Here is a 16,303-nt window from a genome sequence, read left to right as displayed (position 1 = left end):
ACCCGCGGGTCTGTCCCCTGACGCCCTGAGGCGGAAGGGGGCCGGTCGGACGTACCGGCGACCCGCGGGTCGGGTGACTGCTTGGGATTGGCCGGCTGCGCACCTCTGGTGCGCCAGTCCGGCGAATGCGCTGAGCGCGACGACGGACTGCTAGCCCGCAGTCACCTCACGCGTCCGGATTTCATACATCTGCCGAACCACCTCCCTTCTCGTGTACCGACACACTAAGAACCCCCTCCTGCCACACACAAGCGAATTTCCGTGAGGCAACGATTTCGACGAATGCCGTGTGGCGCGTGTCACGTTCGAGTTCAATGTCCGACGTGCCCCACCACAGACAGCCACGTCCAGCAAGGGGTGTCAGGTGAGCGCTTCACAACGTTCCGAACCCGCACGTCCAGCGCGTTCCGCCCGGTCCTCGCGGGGGGTCCCGGGACAGCCGGGCGCGGCCCCGTCGGCGTCCGGCCACCCCGACTGTCCGGACGGCCCCGAGCGGCCCGACTCCGAACTGCTCGCCGCGCTGCTCGACGGGATGGACGCCGCCCTGTGCGCGTTCGACGCCGACGGCACGGTGACCCACTGGAACCACGAGGCCGAGCGCATCCTCGGCTGGACGGCGGCGGAGGCGGTCGGCCGCAAGGGGCTGGGCGGCTGGGCGGCCCGCCCGGGGGACGCCCGGGACGTCGAGGCGCGCCTTACGGAGGCCATGGGCACCACGGGGCGCAGGGTGCACGAGTTCGCGCTGCTGACCAAGGACGGCGGCCGGGTCCTGGTCCGTACGCAGTCCTCGGGGGTGCCGGGCGCGGACGGCCGCCCGGCCGGGGTGTACTGCGCCTTCAGCGAGGTGCACGCCCAGGTCGACCTGGAGCGGTCGATCGCGCTGAGCGAGGCGCTGCTGGACGACGCGTCGTGGAACGTGGTCCTGGTCGACGCGGATCTGCGGGTGGCCGTCGTCAACTCCAACGCGGCGGGCGCGCTGCGCACCGCCCGTAAGGCCGCGCCCGGCCGGCCGCTGGGGGACTTCCTGGACCAGGGCGTGGAGGAGGCGGAGGCAGCGCTCCAGCACGTCCTGGCGGAGGGCGCGCCCCCGGCGCCCACCGAGCTGTGGGTGACGCTGCGGGACGCCGACGTGGCGGACGGCCTCGAGGGCGCGGAGGGCGTGCGCTACGAACTGCTCGACGACGACGAGGCGGTGCGCGGCGAGGGCGGCGACCGGGGCGAGGCAGGGGCGGCGGCGCGGCGCCGCTGCTGGCGCGGCGGCTTCCTCCGGCTGGCCTCACCGCTCACCGAGGAACCGGCGCCGCTCGGAGCGGCCTGGATCTTCCAGGACGTGACGGAGGTGAAGGGCCAGGAGCAGGAGAGCGCCCGGATGCGCTTCCGGGGCAACCAGCTGCACCGGGCGGCGCGGGCGGCGGCCGAATGCGAGGACCCGATGGAGGCCGCCTCGGTCCACCTGGACTTCGCGCTGGCGGGCTTCGCCGACCATGCCCTGATCGACCTGGTCCTGGACCCGCCGCCGGGCGCCCCGGCCGACCGGATCCGGCTGGTCCGGGCGGCGGCCACGCCCACCGGCGCCCCCGGCCCCTGCCCGCCCGTCGTCCCGGGCGGCATCCCGCTGGCCTACCCGGAGGGCCATCCGGCGCTCCAGGCGGTGGAGCGCTGCGGGTCGGTGCGGGCGAGCGCGAGACGCTCGGACGAGTCGGGGACGGCCCAGTGGGCGGCGGCCCGGAAATGGCCGGAGGGCGCGGTGCACGGCCTGTGCGCGGTGCTGCGCAGCCGCGGCCGCACCCTCGGCGCCGTCACCTTCCTGCGCACCTCCAGCCGCCGGGCCTTCGACCGGACGGACGCGACGTACGCGGAGGACGTCGCGGCCCGGGTCGCGGCCTCGGTGGACCTGGCCGTACGCGGGCGCTGACGTCGTGCTGGGCGGCGTTGGCGCTGTGCTGGACGGTGCTGGCGCCGTGCTGGCCGCTGCCGCCGCACCTGGGACCGGCGGGCGCCCGGCGACCACGTGGGGCGCCGGGCGGCGGATCACCGGCGGCGGACCGTCACCGTCGGTAGAAGATCCGGTCCCCGTATTCGGTCATCACCTTACGGTTCCACTCGTGCCCGCCGTCCACGTTCCCCGACCTCAGCATGGGTGGCTCGATCCCGCGCTCGGCCAGTTCCCCGATCCCGGCCGCCACCATGGACTGCATGATCGCGCTCGTCACGACGGTGGACGCGGGCGCGAAGGGCGCGCCCACGCCGTCCGCCGTGAGCTCCGCGTCCCCGACCGCGATCTTGTTGTCGACGACCAGGTCGCAGTGGTCCTTGAGGAAGCCACCGGAAGGGTTGCGCGAGGTCGTGCCGGTCGCGTAGCCGACCGAGGTCACCCCGATCACCTTGACGCCGCGTTCCCGCGCGCTGATGGCCATCTCCACGGGCAGGGCGTTGCGCCCGGACAGCGAGATCACGATCAGCAGGTCCCCGGCCCGGAGCGGGCTGCTGTCGAGGACGGTGGTGGCGAGCCCGTCGACGCGTTCGAGCGCGCTGCCCAGGGTGGCGGGGACGACGTCCACGCCGACCGCACCCGGCACCGGCAGCAGGTTCATCAGGGCGAGCCCGCCCGCGCGGTAGACGACGTCCTGCGCGGGCAGGGAGGAGTGGCCGGCGCCGAACGTGAAGAGGCGGCCGCCCGCGGCGACCGTATCGGCGATCAGAGTGCCCGCCGCGGCGATATGCTCGCCCTCCTCGTCCCGCACCTGCCGCAGCAGGCCGATGGCCGCGTCGAAGAATTGCCCGGCCGGTTTGGACTCGCTCATCAACGCGTCGCCTTCCCTGTGGGGGGTTTCGATCATGACGCTGTGAATAGCAGTCCGGTCCCTTGCGGCGGAAGGGGCCGACTCGGCCCCGTTGTCGGTGGGATGCGTCAGAATTGGTTGAGGGCCACCGCACGACACTTCGAGGGGCACGCATGTCCGGACTGATCGACACCACGGAGATGTATCTCCGCACCATCCTCGAGCTCGAGGAGGAGGGCGTGGTCCCCATGCGCGCCCGGATCGCGGAGCGGCTCGAGCAGAGCGGTCCGACGGTCAGCCAGACGGTGGCGCGGATGGAGCGCGACGGGCTGGTCACGGTCGCGGGCGACCGCCATCTGGAGCTGACCGAGGAGGGCCGTCGGCTGGCCACGCGCGTGATGCGCAAGCACCGTCTCGCGGAGTGCCTGCTCGTGGATGTGATCGGGCTGGAGTGGGAGCAGGTCCACGCCGAGGCGTGCCGCTGGGAGCATGTGATGAGCGAGGCGGTGGAGCGGCGGGTGCTGGAGCTGCTCCGCCATCCGACGGAGTCGCCGTACGGAAACCCGATTCCGGGCCTGGAGGAGCTGGGCGAGAAGGCCGAGGCCGATCCGTTCCTGGACGAGTCCATGGTGAGCCTGCGTGAGCTGGAGCCGGGTTCGGAGGGCAAGACGGTGGTGGTGCGCCGCATCGGCGAGCCCATCCAGGCCGACGCCCAGGTGATGTACACGCTGCGGCGGGCCGGGGTGCAGCCGGGCTCCGTGGTGAGCGTCACCGAGTCGGCGGGCGGGGTGCTGATCGGCAGCAGCGGCGAGGCGGCGGAGCTGGAGGCGGAGATCGCCTCGCATGTCTTCGTGGCCAAGCGCTGACGCTCCCTGACCTCGCGTCCCTCTGACCATGCCTCCAACAGCGCGCTGGCCTGCTCCCTAGCAGCGCGCTGACCTCGCCTCCCCTCAGCGCGCTGGCCCGCGTCCCAGCGGCGCGCTGACCTCGCCTTCCAACGGCGCGTTGGCCTGGCCTCCCAACCCCGCGCGAACGCACCCCCGCACGACCTCCCGCGCCTCGACACGCTGACCGATACACCCGGTTCAAGTCATTCGGCCGTCACGACCTGCGACGACGGATTTTCCCGATACCGGAGTCGACAGAAACCGAGCGGGCCGGGCCGCCGCGTGCGACGCTGTCGCTGACGGTCGGATCGTCAGGGGAGGGGGTCCGGTGGGCCCGATGGGCTGTGCCGCCGAGGGGGTGTTCTTGAGCGGGGGCCCCGGTGTCGTCAGGTGCCGGGGCCCCGCTTCCCCATGTCCCCCCGCTGGGCCCCGGGCCGCACGGACCGCGCGAACGCGGCCGGTGCGACCCGGGGCCCTGGTGACCCGGAGCCCCGAGCTCCCAGGGTCGTCCCCCGCGGACTCCCTTCCCCGAGTAGTCCGCCTCCCGCTAGCTGTCTCCCCAGGGCGCAGACGATCAATCCCCGAGCACGGTCACTCGAACGAGGGGTGTTGGGCGGCAACGCCCCCGTGTTCGAATATGAGTTCGATACTGTGAGGGTGTTCGAGAGAGGGTTGGAGGTGCCAGACCACATGGTGCGACGCATCGAAGTGAGCGGGGCCGGCGGCGTGCGGCTCGCCGCCTGGGAGTTCACCGATCCGCCCAAGGCAGGCGCTGGCCGCGAGGGAGCGCGGGGCCCCGGAGTGCTGTTGCTCCATGGGCTGCTGGGCCGGGCCGCCCACTGGGCGGAGACGGCCCGCTGGCTCTCCACCCGCTATCGGGCGGTCGCCCTCGACCAGCGCGGCCATGGCCGCAGCCAGAAGCCGGCCGAGGGTCCGTTCGGCCGCTCCACCTATGTGGACGACGCCGAGGCGGCCGTGGAGCAGCTCGGCCTCGCCCCCGTGACCCTGATCGGCCATGCCATGGGCGCCCTCACCGCCTGGCAGCTCGCCGCCCGCCGCCCCGATCTGGTCCGGGCGCTGGTCATCTGCGATATGCGGGCCTCGGCCCTCGGCGCCGCCTCACAGCGCGAGTGGGCCGAGTGGTTCCGTTCCTGGCCGGTGCCGTTCGCGACGCTCGCCGATGTGCGCAAGTGGTTCGGTGAGGACGATCCGACGCTGGAGCGCCCGAATCCGCCCCGGGGCGACTTCTTCGCCGAGGTCATGGCCGAGCGCTCGGACGGCTGGCGCCCGGCGTTCTCCTGCCGCCAGATGCTGAAGATCCGTGACACCTGGGTCCATGACGCCCATTGGGAGGAGCTCGCGCTGGTCGAGTGCCCCACCCTGGTCGTGCGCGGGCTGGACGGTGAGCTGGGCCGCGCGGAGGCGCAGGAGATGGTCCGCGTGCTGCCCCGGGGTCAGTATGCGGAGGTGGTGGACGCGGGTCATCTCGTCCACTACGACCAGCCGGACGGCTGGCGCCGCGCCGTGGAGCCCTTCCTGGCCTCGGTCCTGCCCGTCTAGCCGCACAGTGGCCTGTAGCCGCACAGTGCCCTTCGGCGCCCAACCTCAATGAGTCGGCGCCCGGTTCAGAACCTCCAGACGAACGGCTTGCCGCCGATCTCCGTCCATATGACCTCGACCGACCTCGCCCGTGCGGGGATCAGGAAGGTGTTGCAGAGCAGATGGCTCTGCCCGCTCCTCCAGTTCTTGATCTCATCCGAGTCCGCGCATCCCTTGGGGCGTCCGGCAGCGCCGCCGATGACCTTCGCTCCCCGCCGCCCGTCCGCGTACACCTCCGCGTAGTCCCCGACCCGCGGATACTCCTCCACCGTGGCCCCGCGCAGATGGGTGTACTTCACATAGGCCACCGCGGGCACCTTGCCCTCGGCGTCCGCCGGGTTCGACACCAGCGCCTTCGCCTCGGCCGCCGTGCCGATGTCGACCTTCTGTGCCGCGATCCGATAGGTGGGTTCGACCCCGGTGTCCTCCTTGAAGGCACGCGTAGCGGCCTGGCCCGGCTGGAGCGGCGGCTCGCCTTCCGATCGCATACCGACCTTCTGCGCACCGCTCTGGTGACCATCGGTGACACCCGAGCGGGAAGTGTGGCGTGCGTTCTCGGAGGTATCGCCCTTTTCGTCGAATGGTCCGCATGCGGTCAGGGCGAGAGCCAGTACGGCAACGGGCGCGCCGGCACGCAGCCACGTTGTCTTGGTCAGCGGCAAGTGGAACTCCAATGCGGGAACGTGGTCTCATCGCGTTCCGGTGTGATCCCTTGAACGCGATCGACGGTTCGTCGATCCTACGAGTCCTCTACTCCCTTACAGCAATGGGAAATTGACCAGTAATGGACAGGTGAAGGGAAGCACATGATCGGTGGCGACAGCATGGAACCGGAACCCGGCAAGGACTGGGCGGCATTTCAGTACGAGATCTATCTGAACGGGATGACCGGCGCCGTTCCCCGGCTTCCCGCCGATCTCACCCGGCTCGAGGAGCTGGCCGAGGCGCGGCTGGGGCCGGGGCCGGTGGGCTATGTGGCGGGCAGCGCGGGCGGCGGCAGCACCGAGCGGGCCAACCGGGCGGCGCTGGACAGGTATCGGATCGTGCCCCGGATGCTCCGTGACGTACGGCGGCGGAATCTGTCGGTCGAGCTGTTCGGCACCCGGCTGCCCGCGCCGCTCGCGCTCGCGCCGATCGGAGTGCTGTCGATCATGCATCCGGAGGCCGAGTGCGCGGCGGCGCGTGCCGCCGCGGCGCAGGGCGTGCCGTTCATCCTCTCCTCCGCGTCCAGTACGCCGATGGAGCAGGTGGCGGAGGCGATGGGCGACGGTGAGCGGTGGTTCCAGCTCTACTGGGGCAAGGACCGCGAGGTCACCAGGAGCTTTCTGGGCCGGGCCAAGTCCTGTGGTTTCACGGCCCTGGTGGTGACCCTGGACACCCCGCTGCTGGCCTGGCGGCCGCGCGATCTCGACCAGGCGTATCTGCCGTTCCTGCACGGTGTGGGCACCGCCAACTACTTCACCGATCCGGCGTTCCAGGCCGGGCTCACCAAGCCGGTCCACGAGGACCGGGACGCCGCGGTGCTGCACTTTACGCAGCTGTTCGGCGACCCCGGGAAGACGTGGGACGACCTGGTCTTCCTGCGCGAGCACTGGGATGGCCCGATCGTGCTGAAGGGTGTGCTGCACCCCGATGATGCCCGTCGCGCGGCGGACGCGGGGATGGACGGCGTCGTGGTGTCCAACCACGGCGGCCGCCAGGTGGGCGGTTCGATCGGAGCGGCCGATGCGCTGCCGGGGGTGGTGGAGGCGGTCGGCGACCGGCTGGCGGTGCTCTTCGACAGTGGAGTGCGCACCGGTGACGATGTGTTCAAGGCGCTCGCGCTGGGCGCCCGCGCGGTGCTGCTGGGGCGGCCGTACGCCTATGGGCTCGGGCTGGACGGGCAGCCGGGGGTGGAGCATGTGATCCGCGCGCTGCTGGCCGAGTTCGAGCTGACGCTGGCGCTGTCGGGCCATGCCGATGGAGCGGGGCTCACCCCGGAGGCGCTCGGCTGACAATTCCCTTCGGCTTTCAACTTGTCAGCCACGCCGGTCCATCGGCGACTCGCCGAGGGGGCGTCGGGGTTTTACCGCGTCCTCAGCTTCCGGATTGACGGGTGCTACGCTCCTTGGCGCGCAATGAATTATCTGATCATGGGGGGTGGTCGCGTGAAGATCAAACGTAAAGCCTCGATGGTCGTGCTCTCGGCGGCGCTGATGCTGGGCGGTTCCGTCGCCCTGGCGCCATCGGCGTCGGCGGTGGGGTCATCGGCGTGTCAGTTCAATTCCCCGGATGTCAATTTCAAGGTCTCGACCAGTGGCGCCAGATTCCGTACCGGGCCGGGAAAGCGGTACCGCGCTATAGGGACGCTTTACCGAGGGGATTCCTTCCGGTACTTCTGCCGCACCCGGGGCTTTGAGAACAGCTGGTCCTACGGAAAGATCCTCAAGCGGACCACGACCGGAATTCCTGCCGGGACCAGAGGCTGGGTCTACAGCAAGTACCTCGACTAGCCGGAACGTTACGGCAGCTGGGTGGGCGGGAGTCGGGGGGAGGCTTCGTACGACGGCATGCGGCGGGGCCGGGGGCTCGCCCCGGCCCCGCCGCGTCCTCACCCCTTGCTGACCGCCGCCAGGATCTCCGGCAGCCGCGCCGCGACCCGTGGCGCCGCCACCCGCAGGCCGGTCTCCGCGATGGCCGCGCCGTACACCGCGCCCAGCGGGAACACCACCCACAGCAAGCCGTGCGTCCCGGAGACATGCAGCCAGATCGTCAGGCCCAGCACCGGGGCGCAGAGCACCGAACCCACGATTATCCCGCCGAGGATGCTGAGCCAGGCGATCCCCGCCTGCGCCGGGACGACGTTCTTGTAGCCGCTGTCCTGCGGAATGGAGTACGGGGCCAGCACCGAGGTCAGGGCGCCGGTCGCCAGCATCGAGCCGAGCAGCGCCAGGGCGATGCCGAGCGCTTCGGGGGCGGCCGGCCAGTTCTTCAGGACGGCGGCGCAGCCGAGCACCGCCGCCGCCACGTACGGCACCGCGACCAGGAGCAGCGCCAGCGCGCGGCCCCGCAGCTCCAGATAGGCGTCGCGGGGCGAGGAGATCGTCTGGGCGACCATCCAGAAGGCGGAGGTGTCCTGGCCGAACTGGTTGTACATCAGCATGCCGAGCATCCCCGACGCCCAGCAGGCCCAGTAGATCGAGCCGTTGCCCTGGGCCGCGGTGATGAAGGGGAGCAGCAGGCCGACGCCCAGCGAGGTGACCCATGCCGACTTGGTCTTCGGGTCCCGTACGGCATAGCGCAGCGTGCGCAGCAGCACCGTGCCGGTGCGGCCGGAGGGCAGCAGCCGGGCGAACGGGCCCGAGGCGTCCGGGGTGTCGGCCGCGCCGGAGGACCGCCGCTCGCGCGGCGCCGCCGCCTGGATCGTGGAGGCGTCCGGCGTGGTCATCAGATGGGTGAGGGTTCCGCGCCACCACCACATCAGCAGGGCCAACGCCGCGACCGTGAGCGCGAACTGGGCCGCGGCGACCCCGTAGGCGCCGTCGCTCACGCCCTGGACCGCGTCCACCGCCGCCGCGGGCGGCACCCAGCGCAGCACCGCGGACGCCGGTTCCAGCACGGACAGGCCGTTCTCACCGCCGAGCTGCTGGGCCCCGAGGTTCACGAACTGCGCGCCGATCGCCACGAACAGACCGCTGAGCACCGCCATGTCGCGGCCCCTACGGCTGGTGAGGAGGCGGGTGTTGGCCGTGGCGACGGCGCGGGCCAGCGCCACGCACACCAGCACCGTCAGCACCACGGCCACGACGCCCGCCACCGCGGCGGCCGCCCCGTGCGCGACGGCGATCGCCGAACCGGCCACCAGGGTCAGGGTGAACAGCGGGCCGATGCCGATCAGCGAGGACACCAGCAGCGCGGTGATCAGCGAGCGCGGCCGCAGCGGCAGCATCACCAGCCGGGTCGGGTCGAGGGTCTCGTCGCCGCCGGGGAAGAACAGCGGCATCACCGCCCAGCCGAGGGCGAGCACCGCCGTCAGCAGTGTGACCAGCGCGTCGACGTGGTTCGTACCGCGCAGCAGCACCAGACCGAGCAGCTGCAACACGGCGAACAGCATGGCCATCACCAGCGAGGTGATGTACGCGGCCCGCCGGCCGCTGGACTGGCGCAGCCCGTTGCGCAGCAGCGCCAGCTTCAGGGAGACGAAGACGGGGGTGGGGGAGCCGGTGGGGACGGTGGGCGGTGCGGGGGCCGCGGTGCCGAGCGGGTCCTTGGCGTCGAGCGGGTCGGTGAGCGTCATCGGGCGCCGCCGCCCAGCCAGTCGAGGCTCTGGCCCGCCTCGCGCCGGTTGGCGCCGACCAGTTCCAGGAAGGCGTCCTGGAGGGAGGGCGCGTCGCCGCGCACCTCGGCCAGCGGGCCATGGGCCCGGATCCGTCCGCTCGCGATCACCGCCACCCAGTCGCACAGCGACTCCACCAGCTCCATGACATGGCTGGAGAAGACGACGGTCGCGCCGGAGCGGGTGTAGCGCTCCAGGACGCCGCGGATGGTCTGGGCGGAGACCGGGTCGACGCCCTCGAAGGGCTCGTCGAGGAAGAGGACTTCCGGGTTGTGGAGCAGCGCGGCGGCCAGCCCGATCTTCTTGCGCATACCGGTGGAGTAGTCGATGACCAGCTTGCTCTGGGAGCCCGCGAGATCGAGGACGTCCAGCAGCTGGGTGGCGCGCCGGTCGACCTCAGCGCCGGGCAGCCCGCGCAGCCGCCCGGTGTAGGTGAGCAGCTCCCGGCCGGAGAGCCGCTCGAACATCCGCAGCCCCTCGGGCAGCACCCCGATCCGCGCCTTGACCTCGACCGGGTCCCGCCAGACGTCATGGCCGCCGATCTCCACGGTCCCCTTGTCGGGGCGCAGCAGGCCGGTGATCATCGAAAGCGTGGTGGTCTTACCGGCGCCATTGGGCCCGACGAGTCCGATGAACTGCCCGGCGGGCAGCTCCAGATCGATCCCGGCGACCGCGACCTGCTCCCCGTAACGCTTCCACAGGCCGCTCACCCGCACGGCGGCGGCCCGGGACGACTGTGGCTGTGTGCTGTCTGCTGATTGCTCCTGCGGCACCGGTTTACCCCGTTTTCCCGTGGGACGTGTCCCACTGACGTGTCACGCGGGGGCCAGTCATGACGCCCCCGCCGTCGCTCCACGATAGGGGCCGTCCCGGGGAGCCCTCCGGAGTGTCAGCGGCGCTCGCGGCCGCAGGCGTAGGCGAGGGCGCTCACCAGCTCTTCCGCGTCGGGCAGCCAGCGGTTGGCGGCGGTGGGCCGCCGGGCCCACTGGATCGGGCCGCGCACGCCCACCCGGGTCGGCGGCGCGACCACGTAGTCGCCCTCGCCGCGGGCGGTCAGGTCGATCGCGTTCGGCGGCCAGCCCAGATTCCGCACCAGGTCGGGGACCTTGGCGGCGGCGCCCGGGAGGACGAAGAAGAGCATCCGGCGCCCGGGGGTGCAGGTGACCGGGCCCAGTTCGACCTGGCGGCGCTCCATGCGGGCGAGCGCCAGACAGCCCGCGGACTCCGGGACGTCGAGCGCGTCGAAGGTGCGGCCGGTGGGCAGCAGGATGGCGGCGCGCGGCGTCCTGGCCCACATGCGGCGGATCACGACCGCGCTGCCGGTGGCCTGGTTCACCCAGTCCCGGCCGGTCGGATGGGCGCCGGGGGCCGGGCAGTCGGCGGTTCCGCAGGAGCAGCGCTCCACTCCGGCCACGGCCTCGAGCCAGGCGCCGGAGAGCACGTCCCAATGCCGCTCCTCGGCGTATCGCACCGCAGCGTCGCGCAGCCGCTCCCCGCGCTGCTGGGGGATCTGCGAGGTTCCCGCGGGGAACCGCGTTGGTCCTGTCACGTCCATGGTCTCTTCCACGCACAGGACAACTTCCGCCGTCAACGAGGGTTACGGCCGGGCCCCCGCACGGGCGGTGCCATCGGGGGTCCGGGGTGCGCGGTGACGGCACGGCGGGGCGCATGGGTGCACGGGTGGGGGCGCGTATGGGGTTGCGGCTCCGTGAGCGGGTAGCCACCATGCGTGACGGGCGTGCGAGTGTCCGGCGGCCATGCCGCGGCGTCAGGGGGAGGGCGGTCCCGGACTCGGATCGGCGCCGTACGCGAACGATGCGGTCCATGCGGTCAATACGGGCAAGTTCCGCATTCACCGTATACCTGCGATATCTGCGGGGCATCACTCAGCAACAGGGACGGATACGCCGAGAACGCAAGCAGTCACTGGGGGTAATGCCATGGCCGCTAGGCCGCTTGTGGCGCGGCAGCCGAACGAACGGCTGCAAGCGCTCATCCAGGAAGCCGGCTGCTCCAACGCCGGATTGGCGCGCAGGGTCAATATGTGCGGCGCCGAGCACGGTCTCGATCTGCGGTACGACAAGACGTCGGTGGCCCGTTGGCTGCGCGGCCAGCAGCCACGGGGCCGGGCGCCGGGCATCATCGCCGAGGCGCTCGGCCGCAAGCTCGGCCGCACGGTCACGATCGACGAGATCGGCATGGCCAACGGCAAGAACCTCGCCTCCGGGGTGGGTTTGCAGTTCTCGCCCACCGTCCTCGGCGCGATAGAGCAGGTCTGCGAGTTGTGGCGCAGCGATGTGGGGCGCCGTGACTTCCTCAGTGGCTCGACGGTCGCCGCCTCGGCGCTGGTCGAGCCCAGCCGCGACTGGCTGATCACCGGTGCGGACGCCCAGGTCGCGCGCACCGCGGGCGCCCGGGTGGGGCGGTCCGACGTCGCGGCGGTGCGGGCCACCACGGACGCGCTCGTCGACCTGGACCACCGCTACGGCAGCGGCCATGTGCGCCCCGTCGTCGTCCACTATCTGAACAGCGTGGTCTCCGGGCTGCTGGCCGGCTCGTACACCGAGGCGGTCGGCCGCGAACTGTTCTCGGCCGTCGCGCGGTTGACGGAGCTGGCCGGCTATATGGCCGTCGACACCGGTCAGTCCGGTCTCGCCCAGCGGTACTACATCCAGGCGCTGCGGCTCGCCCAGGCCGCCGGGGACCGGGGCTACGGCGGCTATGTGCTCGCCGCCAGCATGAGCCATCTCGCCGCCCAGCTGGGCAATCCCCGGGAGATCGCCCAGCTTGCGAAGGCCGCGCAGGAGGGTGCGCGGGGCCAAGTGCCGCCGCGTGCCGAATCGATGTTCCTGGCGGCCGAGGCGCGCGGCCACGCCCTGATGGGGGACGCCCGGGCCTGCCAGTCCGCGGCCGGGCGGTCGCTGGACGCCATGGAGCGGGCGGTGGGCAGCGGTTCGGGGTCCGTCACGGGCGACGAACCCAACTGGATCCGCCACTTCGACCATGCCTATCTCGCCGATGAGCTGGCCCACTGTCACCGCGACCTGGGCCAGGCCGAGCAGGCCAGGCGGCGCGCCGAGGAGGCCCTGGAGGGGCATCCGGAGGGGCGGGTGCGGCGGCGGGCGATCGGGCTGCTGCTGCTGGCCACCGCGCATGTGCAGCAGCGCGAGGTGGAGCAGGCGTGCCATGTGGGCACCCAGGCGGTGGATCTGCTGGGCACGCTGCGGTCCAACCGGGGCGCGGAGTATCTGGACGACTTCCAGCAGCGGTTGGAGCCGTACCGGGACGAGCCGGTGGTGCGGGAGTTCGGGGCGCGGCTCCAGGTGCAGGTGGCCTGAGACTCGGCTGGAGACCTCTCCCGGGTCCGGCTCGAGACTTCTCCCGGGTGTGGGGCGCGTTGAGCGGTGTGGGTGCTACGGGTGCGTTGTGTTGTGGTGGCTGATGCGCGTGTGGTGGGGCATGGATGTTGTGGAGTGTGTCGCGTTGTGTTTACCGCGGGTACGGATGGGGTTCATATCGCCCCTGATCGTGGTGATGTGCCCCATGTCGCGGTGACCAGTCTCTCTCCGTCCCGATGGGCTCATGGGCACCGCGCCCTCTGGGGAACCGGTAGCGTGACCCGACGATTCCGTCGTTCCGTATAACCAAGGAGTCCCGGTGACGCAGAGCGGTCAGGGGAATGAGCCGCGGCTGCCCGCGGTCCCGCCCGCGCACCCCGTGCGCGAGGGGGTTGTGCTGCCTGCCCAGGGGGACTACAGGCCCTCGGACGCCCAACCCCAACAGGGGGCCCCGGCCGGGGGGCAGGCGTGGGGGCAGCCTTGGGGGCCGCAGAGCGCTCCGGAACCGCCGCAGCAGGGCGAACTGCCGCAGCAGGGCGAACTGCCGCAGCAGGGCCAACCGCCGCGGCAGGGCGAACTGCCGCCGCCGGGTGAGTTCGGCGCGCCGCCGCCGCAGGGGGAGCTGCCCCCGCGGGCCGAGTTCGGTGCCCCGCCGCCGCCCGAGGCGCAGCCGTACGGGCAGCAGCAGGGCTGGACGACTCCCGAGAGACCGGCCCAGCCGCCGCACAGCGCTCAGCCGCCGCACAGCGTCCCGTCGCCGTACCAGCCCCAGCAGCTGCCGTACCAGGCCGCCGACGAGACCCAGGTGATGCCGCCGCAGCCCGCCGGGGACGCGGACGAGACCCAGGTCATACCCCCGGTCCCGGGTGAGGCCCCGCGGCCCCTGGACACCCCCACCACCACGCTCGCCACGGTCAAGAGCGTGCCGCTGCCGCCCGAGAACCGGCCCGAATCACCGGCCGAGTCCACCACCCAGCTGCGCGCCGTCCGCCCCGGCCGCCGGGGCGCCCACCGCCAGCAGACTTCCGCGGCCGCGGCCGCGGAGGAGACCGCGGTGCTCCCGCCCACGCCCGCCGCGCCCGCGCCGATTCCGGAGCGGCCCGGCAGTGCCCCGTACGCGATCCGTCCCGGCCGTCCCGGGGACCGGCCGCCGCCCTCGGAGTTCGACGGTCTGTTCCGCGACTCCGGCGGTGCCGGTGGCGGTGGCGCCGATGAGACGCAGCAGCTTCCGCAGTTCGGCCCGGACGTTCCGCAACCGCCGCCCGGCGGCCGTGGTGACGGCGGTCATGGCGGCGGTGGGCGGCGCCGGATGTCGCGGGGCATGATCATCGGCATCGTGGTGGTGGCGAGCTGCGCCGTCGCCGGACTCGCCGCTGGAGCCGTGCTCAGTATGGGCGGCGATGACGACGGTAAGGACAACTCGACGCTGAGCAGCGCCTCGCCGAGCGCGGCGGAGTCGTCCAAGGCCCCCGACCCCGTCGAGACGCAGGCGAAGGCGCTGGACGCGCTGCTCGCCGACAGCAACAACAGCCGGTCATCGGTGATCAAGGCCGTGGACAACATCAAGTCCTGTAAGGACCTGACCACCGCGGCATCCGATCTGCGGACCGCCGCGGGCCAGCGCAATGACCTGGTGACCCGGCTGGGCAAGCTGTCGGTGGACAAGCTGCCCGACCACGCGCGGCTGACCGCGTCGCTCACCAGGGCGTGGAGGTCCTCGGCCAGGGCCGACAACGAGTACGCGGCCTGGGCCGACCAGGTCGGCGGCAAGAAGGGCTGCCCCAAGGGCAAGGCCCGCCGTTCGCCCCGGGCCGGGGCGGCCGAGCGAGCGAGCGGCGAGGCGACCCAGGCCAAGAAGACGGCCTCGGGGCTGTGGAACCCGATCGCCTCCCAGTACGGCCTCACCCAGCGCCAGGCCACCGACCTGTGACCGGGCGGCCGGGGACGGCGCTGCTGCCGCCCCCGGCCCAGTCCGTGGCTCGGTCTGCGGCCTAGTCCGTGGCTCAGTCCGCCGGGTGGTAGCGCTCCAGGATCTTGGACACGTTGACGAAGCCCTTGCGCACCGCCACCAGTCGGCCGTCGCGCACCATCTGGTAGGTGACGTCCGCGTTGACGATCCGCGAGTAGTTGGGCACGTGCAGCGTGTCGTCGTAGCCCCAGCGCAGCGTCGGCGTCAGCCCGCCGGTGTTGACCGCGTGGCCGTTGTCCAGCGCGTTGCGCACGGTGCGGGCGCTGATGTCGTCGGAGTGCAGGGACATCAGCACCGAGCGCAGCACCGTGTAGCCGATCCAGGTGGTCTGCGTCCCGGGGTCGTCAGGGTCGATGCGGTTGTCGTCGAAGGCGTACTTGTTGATGACGTTCTTCATCGGGTTCCAGCGCGGATCGTCCCCGGCCGGGTACCAGCCCGTGGCGTAGGTGCCCTCCAGGGGGCTGGAGGTGCCGCCGGTGGAGTCGATCAGGGACTGCCGGACGCCGCCGAGGATGGAGGCTATCCGCACCTTCGGATGGTTCTCCTGCACCCGGCGGAACGAGTCGAAGAAGGTACCGGTGCGGTTGCCGAGCGCTGCGGTGACGCACGAGCTCTCCAGGGTCGCGCCCTGGTCGGCGCCGCCGAGGGAACTGTCGGCGCCGACGCCCTCCAGGGCCGTGGCGGCCTGCCTGCTGTAGTCGCCCGCGCCCTCGGGGGCGCGTACGTCATGGGCGTCGGCGCGATTGCCCGCCCTGAGGCCGGTGTTGAGGAGCTGGGGGAGTTCGTCGCCCGCGATGGTGTCGGGGCGCACCAGTGCGGTGCGCTCGCAGCGGGAGGCCAGCTGGCGGCCGTTGCCCACCAGCAGGGCGGCCTGGCCGCCGTTGACCGGATAGGAGTACGGGCTGTCGAACTCCTCCTGCGTCAGCCCGTAGCCGCCTATGTAGGGGATGCCGGCGACCTCCAGCGGGGAGATGAAGGACCGGCCGTACTGGCTGTACGAGCCGACGACCGCGACGGCCTTGTCCTCCTTGGCCTGCTGGGCGCAGCCTGCGGCCTGGACGGCGTCGTTGCGCTCGTTGCAGGTGATGACCTCGAGCTTGCGGCCGTGGATGCCGCCGGAGTCGTTGACCCAGCGGGCAAATGCCTTCGCCATGGCGGGCATTCCCGGCATATTGGTCGCTTTGGTGCCCTCGGGGGCCCAGGTCATGACGGTGATGGGGTCGCTGTCGCTCTCGTTCGACAGCACCGCGCCGCAGCCGGACGGCAGCGACGCGCCGACCGCCGTACACAGTGCCGCGACGGCGGCTCGGAAGGGGCGGGAGGAGGGGCGTCGCCGTCCGGTCATGGCAAGCGAGCTTGGTGCTTCGCGAGGAACGCAGCCGCTATGACAAGACAAGGGATGGTGACGTAGA

At 72.0% G+C, this 16,303-nt stretch carries 13 protein-coding genes; 7 read left to right on the top strand and 6 right to left on the bottom strand.

Annotation, left to right across the window (positions count from 1 at the left end):
• Window positions 1–364: 364 nt before the first annotated feature.
• Window positions 365–1,915 (top strand): PAS domain-containing protein, encoded by a 1,551-nt coding sequence (locus ACJX2R_RS23710; protein ID WP_413101772.1) that lies wholly within the window; start codon window positions 365–367, stop codon window positions 1,913–1,915.
• 133 nt (window positions 1,916–2,048) lie between these two features.
• On the opposite strand, the gene ACJX2R_RS23705 is transcribed toward ACJX2R_RS23710, so the two are convergent.
• The gene (locus ACJX2R_RS23705) at window positions 2,049–2,804 is read right to left on the bottom strand and encodes an SIS domain-containing protein (protein WP_262699166.1); all 756 of its coding nucleotides are present in this window, start codon (window positions 2,802–2,804) and stop codon (window positions 2,049–2,051) included.
• Window positions 2,805–2,956: 152 nt separating this feature from the next.
• Between ACJX2R_RS23705 and ACJX2R_RS23700 the strand changes: the two genes are divergently transcribed.
• Both ACJX2R_RS23700 and ACJX2R_RS23695 read left to right on the top strand, forming a co-directional pair.
• Entirely contained in the window at window positions 2,957–3,649 is a 693-nt protein-coding gene (locus ACJX2R_RS23700; protein ID WP_198278096.1) for a metal-dependent transcriptional regulator, read from the top strand.
• Window positions 3,650–4,360: 711 nt separating this feature from the next.
• On the top strand, window positions 4,361–5,230 hold the full coding sequence (locus ACJX2R_RS23695; protein WP_262699165.1) for an alpha/beta fold hydrolase: 870 nt from the start codon (window positions 4,361–4,363) through the stop codon (window positions 5,228–5,230).
• A gap of 65 nt (window positions 5,231–5,295) precedes the next feature.
• On the opposite strand, the gene ACJX2R_RS23690 is transcribed toward ACJX2R_RS23695, so the two are convergent.
• Window positions 5,296–5,757, bottom strand: a complete 462-nt coding sequence (locus ACJX2R_RS23690) for a hypothetical protein (RefSeq protein WP_413101771.1) — start codon at window positions 5,755–5,757, stop codon at window positions 5,296–5,298.
• A gap of 336 nt (window positions 5,758–6,093) precedes the next feature.
• Here ACJX2R_RS23690 and ACJX2R_RS23685 point away from each other — a divergent pair, with 336 nt between their 5' ends.
• The gene (locus tag ACJX2R_RS23685; protein ID WP_413101770.1) at window positions 6,094–7,263 is read left to right on the top strand and encodes a lactate 2-monooxygenase; all 1,170 of its coding nucleotides are present in this window, start codon (window positions 6,094–6,096) and stop codon (window positions 7,261–7,263) included.
• A gap of 123 nt (window positions 7,264–7,386) precedes the next feature.
• Complete coding sequence (locus ACJX2R_RS23680) at window positions 7,387–7,761, top strand: SH3 domain-containing protein (protein ID WP_413101769.1); 375 nt, start codon at window positions 7,387–7,389, stop codon at window positions 7,759–7,761.
• A 98-nt stretch (window positions 7,762–7,859) separates the two neighbouring features.
• Here ACJX2R_RS23680 and ACJX2R_RS23675 read toward each other — a convergent pair whose 3' ends face one another.
• The 3 genes from ACJX2R_RS23675 to ACJX2R_RS23665 all read right to left on the bottom strand — a co-directional run bounded on the left by ACJX2R_RS23675 (window position 7,860) and on the right by ACJX2R_RS23665 (window position 11,139).
• Entirely contained in the window at window positions 7,860–9,545 is a 1,686-nt protein-coding gene (locus ACJX2R_RS23675; protein ID WP_413101768.1) for a transporter, read from the bottom strand.
• On the bottom strand, window positions 9,542–10,357 hold the full coding sequence (locus tag ACJX2R_RS23670) for an ABC transporter ATP-binding protein (RefSeq protein ID WP_413101767.1): 816 nt from the start codon (window positions 10,355–10,357) through the stop codon (window positions 9,542–9,544). The genes ACJX2R_RS23675 and ACJX2R_RS23670 overlap by 4 nt, the downstream gene beginning before the upstream one ends.
• Before the next feature lie 116 nt (window positions 10,358–10,473).
• Window positions 10,474–11,139, bottom strand: coding sequence for a bifunctional DNA primase/polymerase (locus tag ACJX2R_RS23665; RefSeq protein WP_413101766.1), 666 nt, complete (start codon window positions 11,137–11,139; stop codon window positions 10,474–10,476).
• A 385-nt stretch (window positions 11,140–11,524) separates the two neighbouring features.
• On the opposite strand from ACJX2R_RS23665, the gene ACJX2R_RS23660 reads away from it, so the two are divergent.
• Both ACJX2R_RS23660 and ACJX2R_RS23655 read left to right on the top strand, forming a co-directional pair.
• The gene (locus tag ACJX2R_RS23660) at window positions 11,525–12,922 is read left to right on the top strand and encodes a transcriptional regulator (RefSeq protein ID WP_413101765.1); all 1,398 of its coding nucleotides are present in this window, start codon (window positions 11,525–11,527) and stop codon (window positions 12,920–12,922) included.
• 319 nt (window positions 12,923–13,241) lie between these two features.
• Entirely contained in the window at window positions 13,242–14,852 is a 1,611-nt protein-coding gene (locus ACJX2R_RS23655; RefSeq protein ID WP_413101764.1) for a hypothetical protein, read from the top strand.
• 73 nt (window positions 14,853–14,925) lie between these two features.
• Here ACJX2R_RS23655 and ACJX2R_RS23650 read toward each other — a convergent pair whose 3' ends face one another.
• A complete protein-coding gene (locus tag ACJX2R_RS23650; RefSeq protein WP_413101763.1) occupies window positions 14,926–16,236 on the bottom strand; it encodes an ABC transporter substrate-binding protein in 1,311 nt (436 codons plus the stop codon).
• Window positions 16,237–16,303 lie beyond the last annotated feature (67 nt).

It is taken from the genome of Streptomyces sp. Inha503 (genome assembly GCF_047215865.1).
In the GTDB taxonomy this organism is placed as follows: domain Bacteria; phylum Actinomycetota; class Actinomycetes; order Streptomycetales; family Streptomycetaceae; genus Streptomyces; species Streptomyces lycopersici.
Note: the sequence above shows the minus strand (reverse complement) of the source record. Positions and strands in the feature narration are given on the sequence as shown.

What these genes read in the sequence shown, in the direction of transcription:
- ACJX2R_RS23690 (WP_413101771.1), bottom strand. Translation starts at nt 5,757, where the DNA reads ATGCGATCGGAAGGCGAGCCGCCGCTCCAGCCGGGCCAGGCCGCTACG.
- ACJX2R_RS23705 (WP_262699166.1), bottom strand. Translation starts at nt 2,804, where the DNA reads ATGAGCGAGTCCAAACCGGCCGGGCAATTCTTCGACGCGGCCATCGGC.
- ACJX2R_RS23680 (WP_413101769.1), top strand. Translation starts at nt 7,387, where the DNA reads ATGAATTATCTGATCATGGGGGGTGGTCGCGTGAAGATCAAACGTAAA.
- ACJX2R_RS23660 (WP_413101765.1), top strand. Translation starts at nt 11,525, where the DNA reads ATGGCCGCTAGGCCGCTTGTGGCGCGGCAGCCGAACGAACGGCTGCAA.
- ACJX2R_RS23685 (WP_413101770.1), top strand. Translation starts at nt 6,094, where the DNA reads ATGGAACCGGAACCCGGCAAGGACTGGGCGGCATTTCAGTACGAGATC.
- ACJX2R_RS23700 (WP_198278096.1), top strand. Translation starts at nt 2,957, where the DNA reads ATGTCCGGACTGATCGACACCACGGAGATGTATCTCCGCACCATCCTC.
- ACJX2R_RS23675 (WP_413101768.1), bottom strand. Translation starts at nt 9,545, where the DNA reads ATGACGCTCACCGACCCGCTCGACGCCAAGGACCCGCTCGGCACCGCG.
- ACJX2R_RS23665 (WP_413101766.1), bottom strand. Translation starts at nt 11,139, where the DNA reads ATGGACGTGACAGGACCAACGCGGTTCCCCGCGGGAACCTCGCAGATC.
- ACJX2R_RS23650 (WP_413101763.1), bottom strand. Translation starts at nt 16,236, where the DNA reads ATGACCGGACGGCGACGCCCCTCCTCCCGCCCCTTCCGAGCCGCCGTC.
- ACJX2R_RS23695 (WP_262699165.1), top strand. Translation starts at nt 4,361, where the DNA reads ATGGTGCGACGCATCGAAGTGAGCGGGGCCGGCGGCGTGCGGCTCGCC.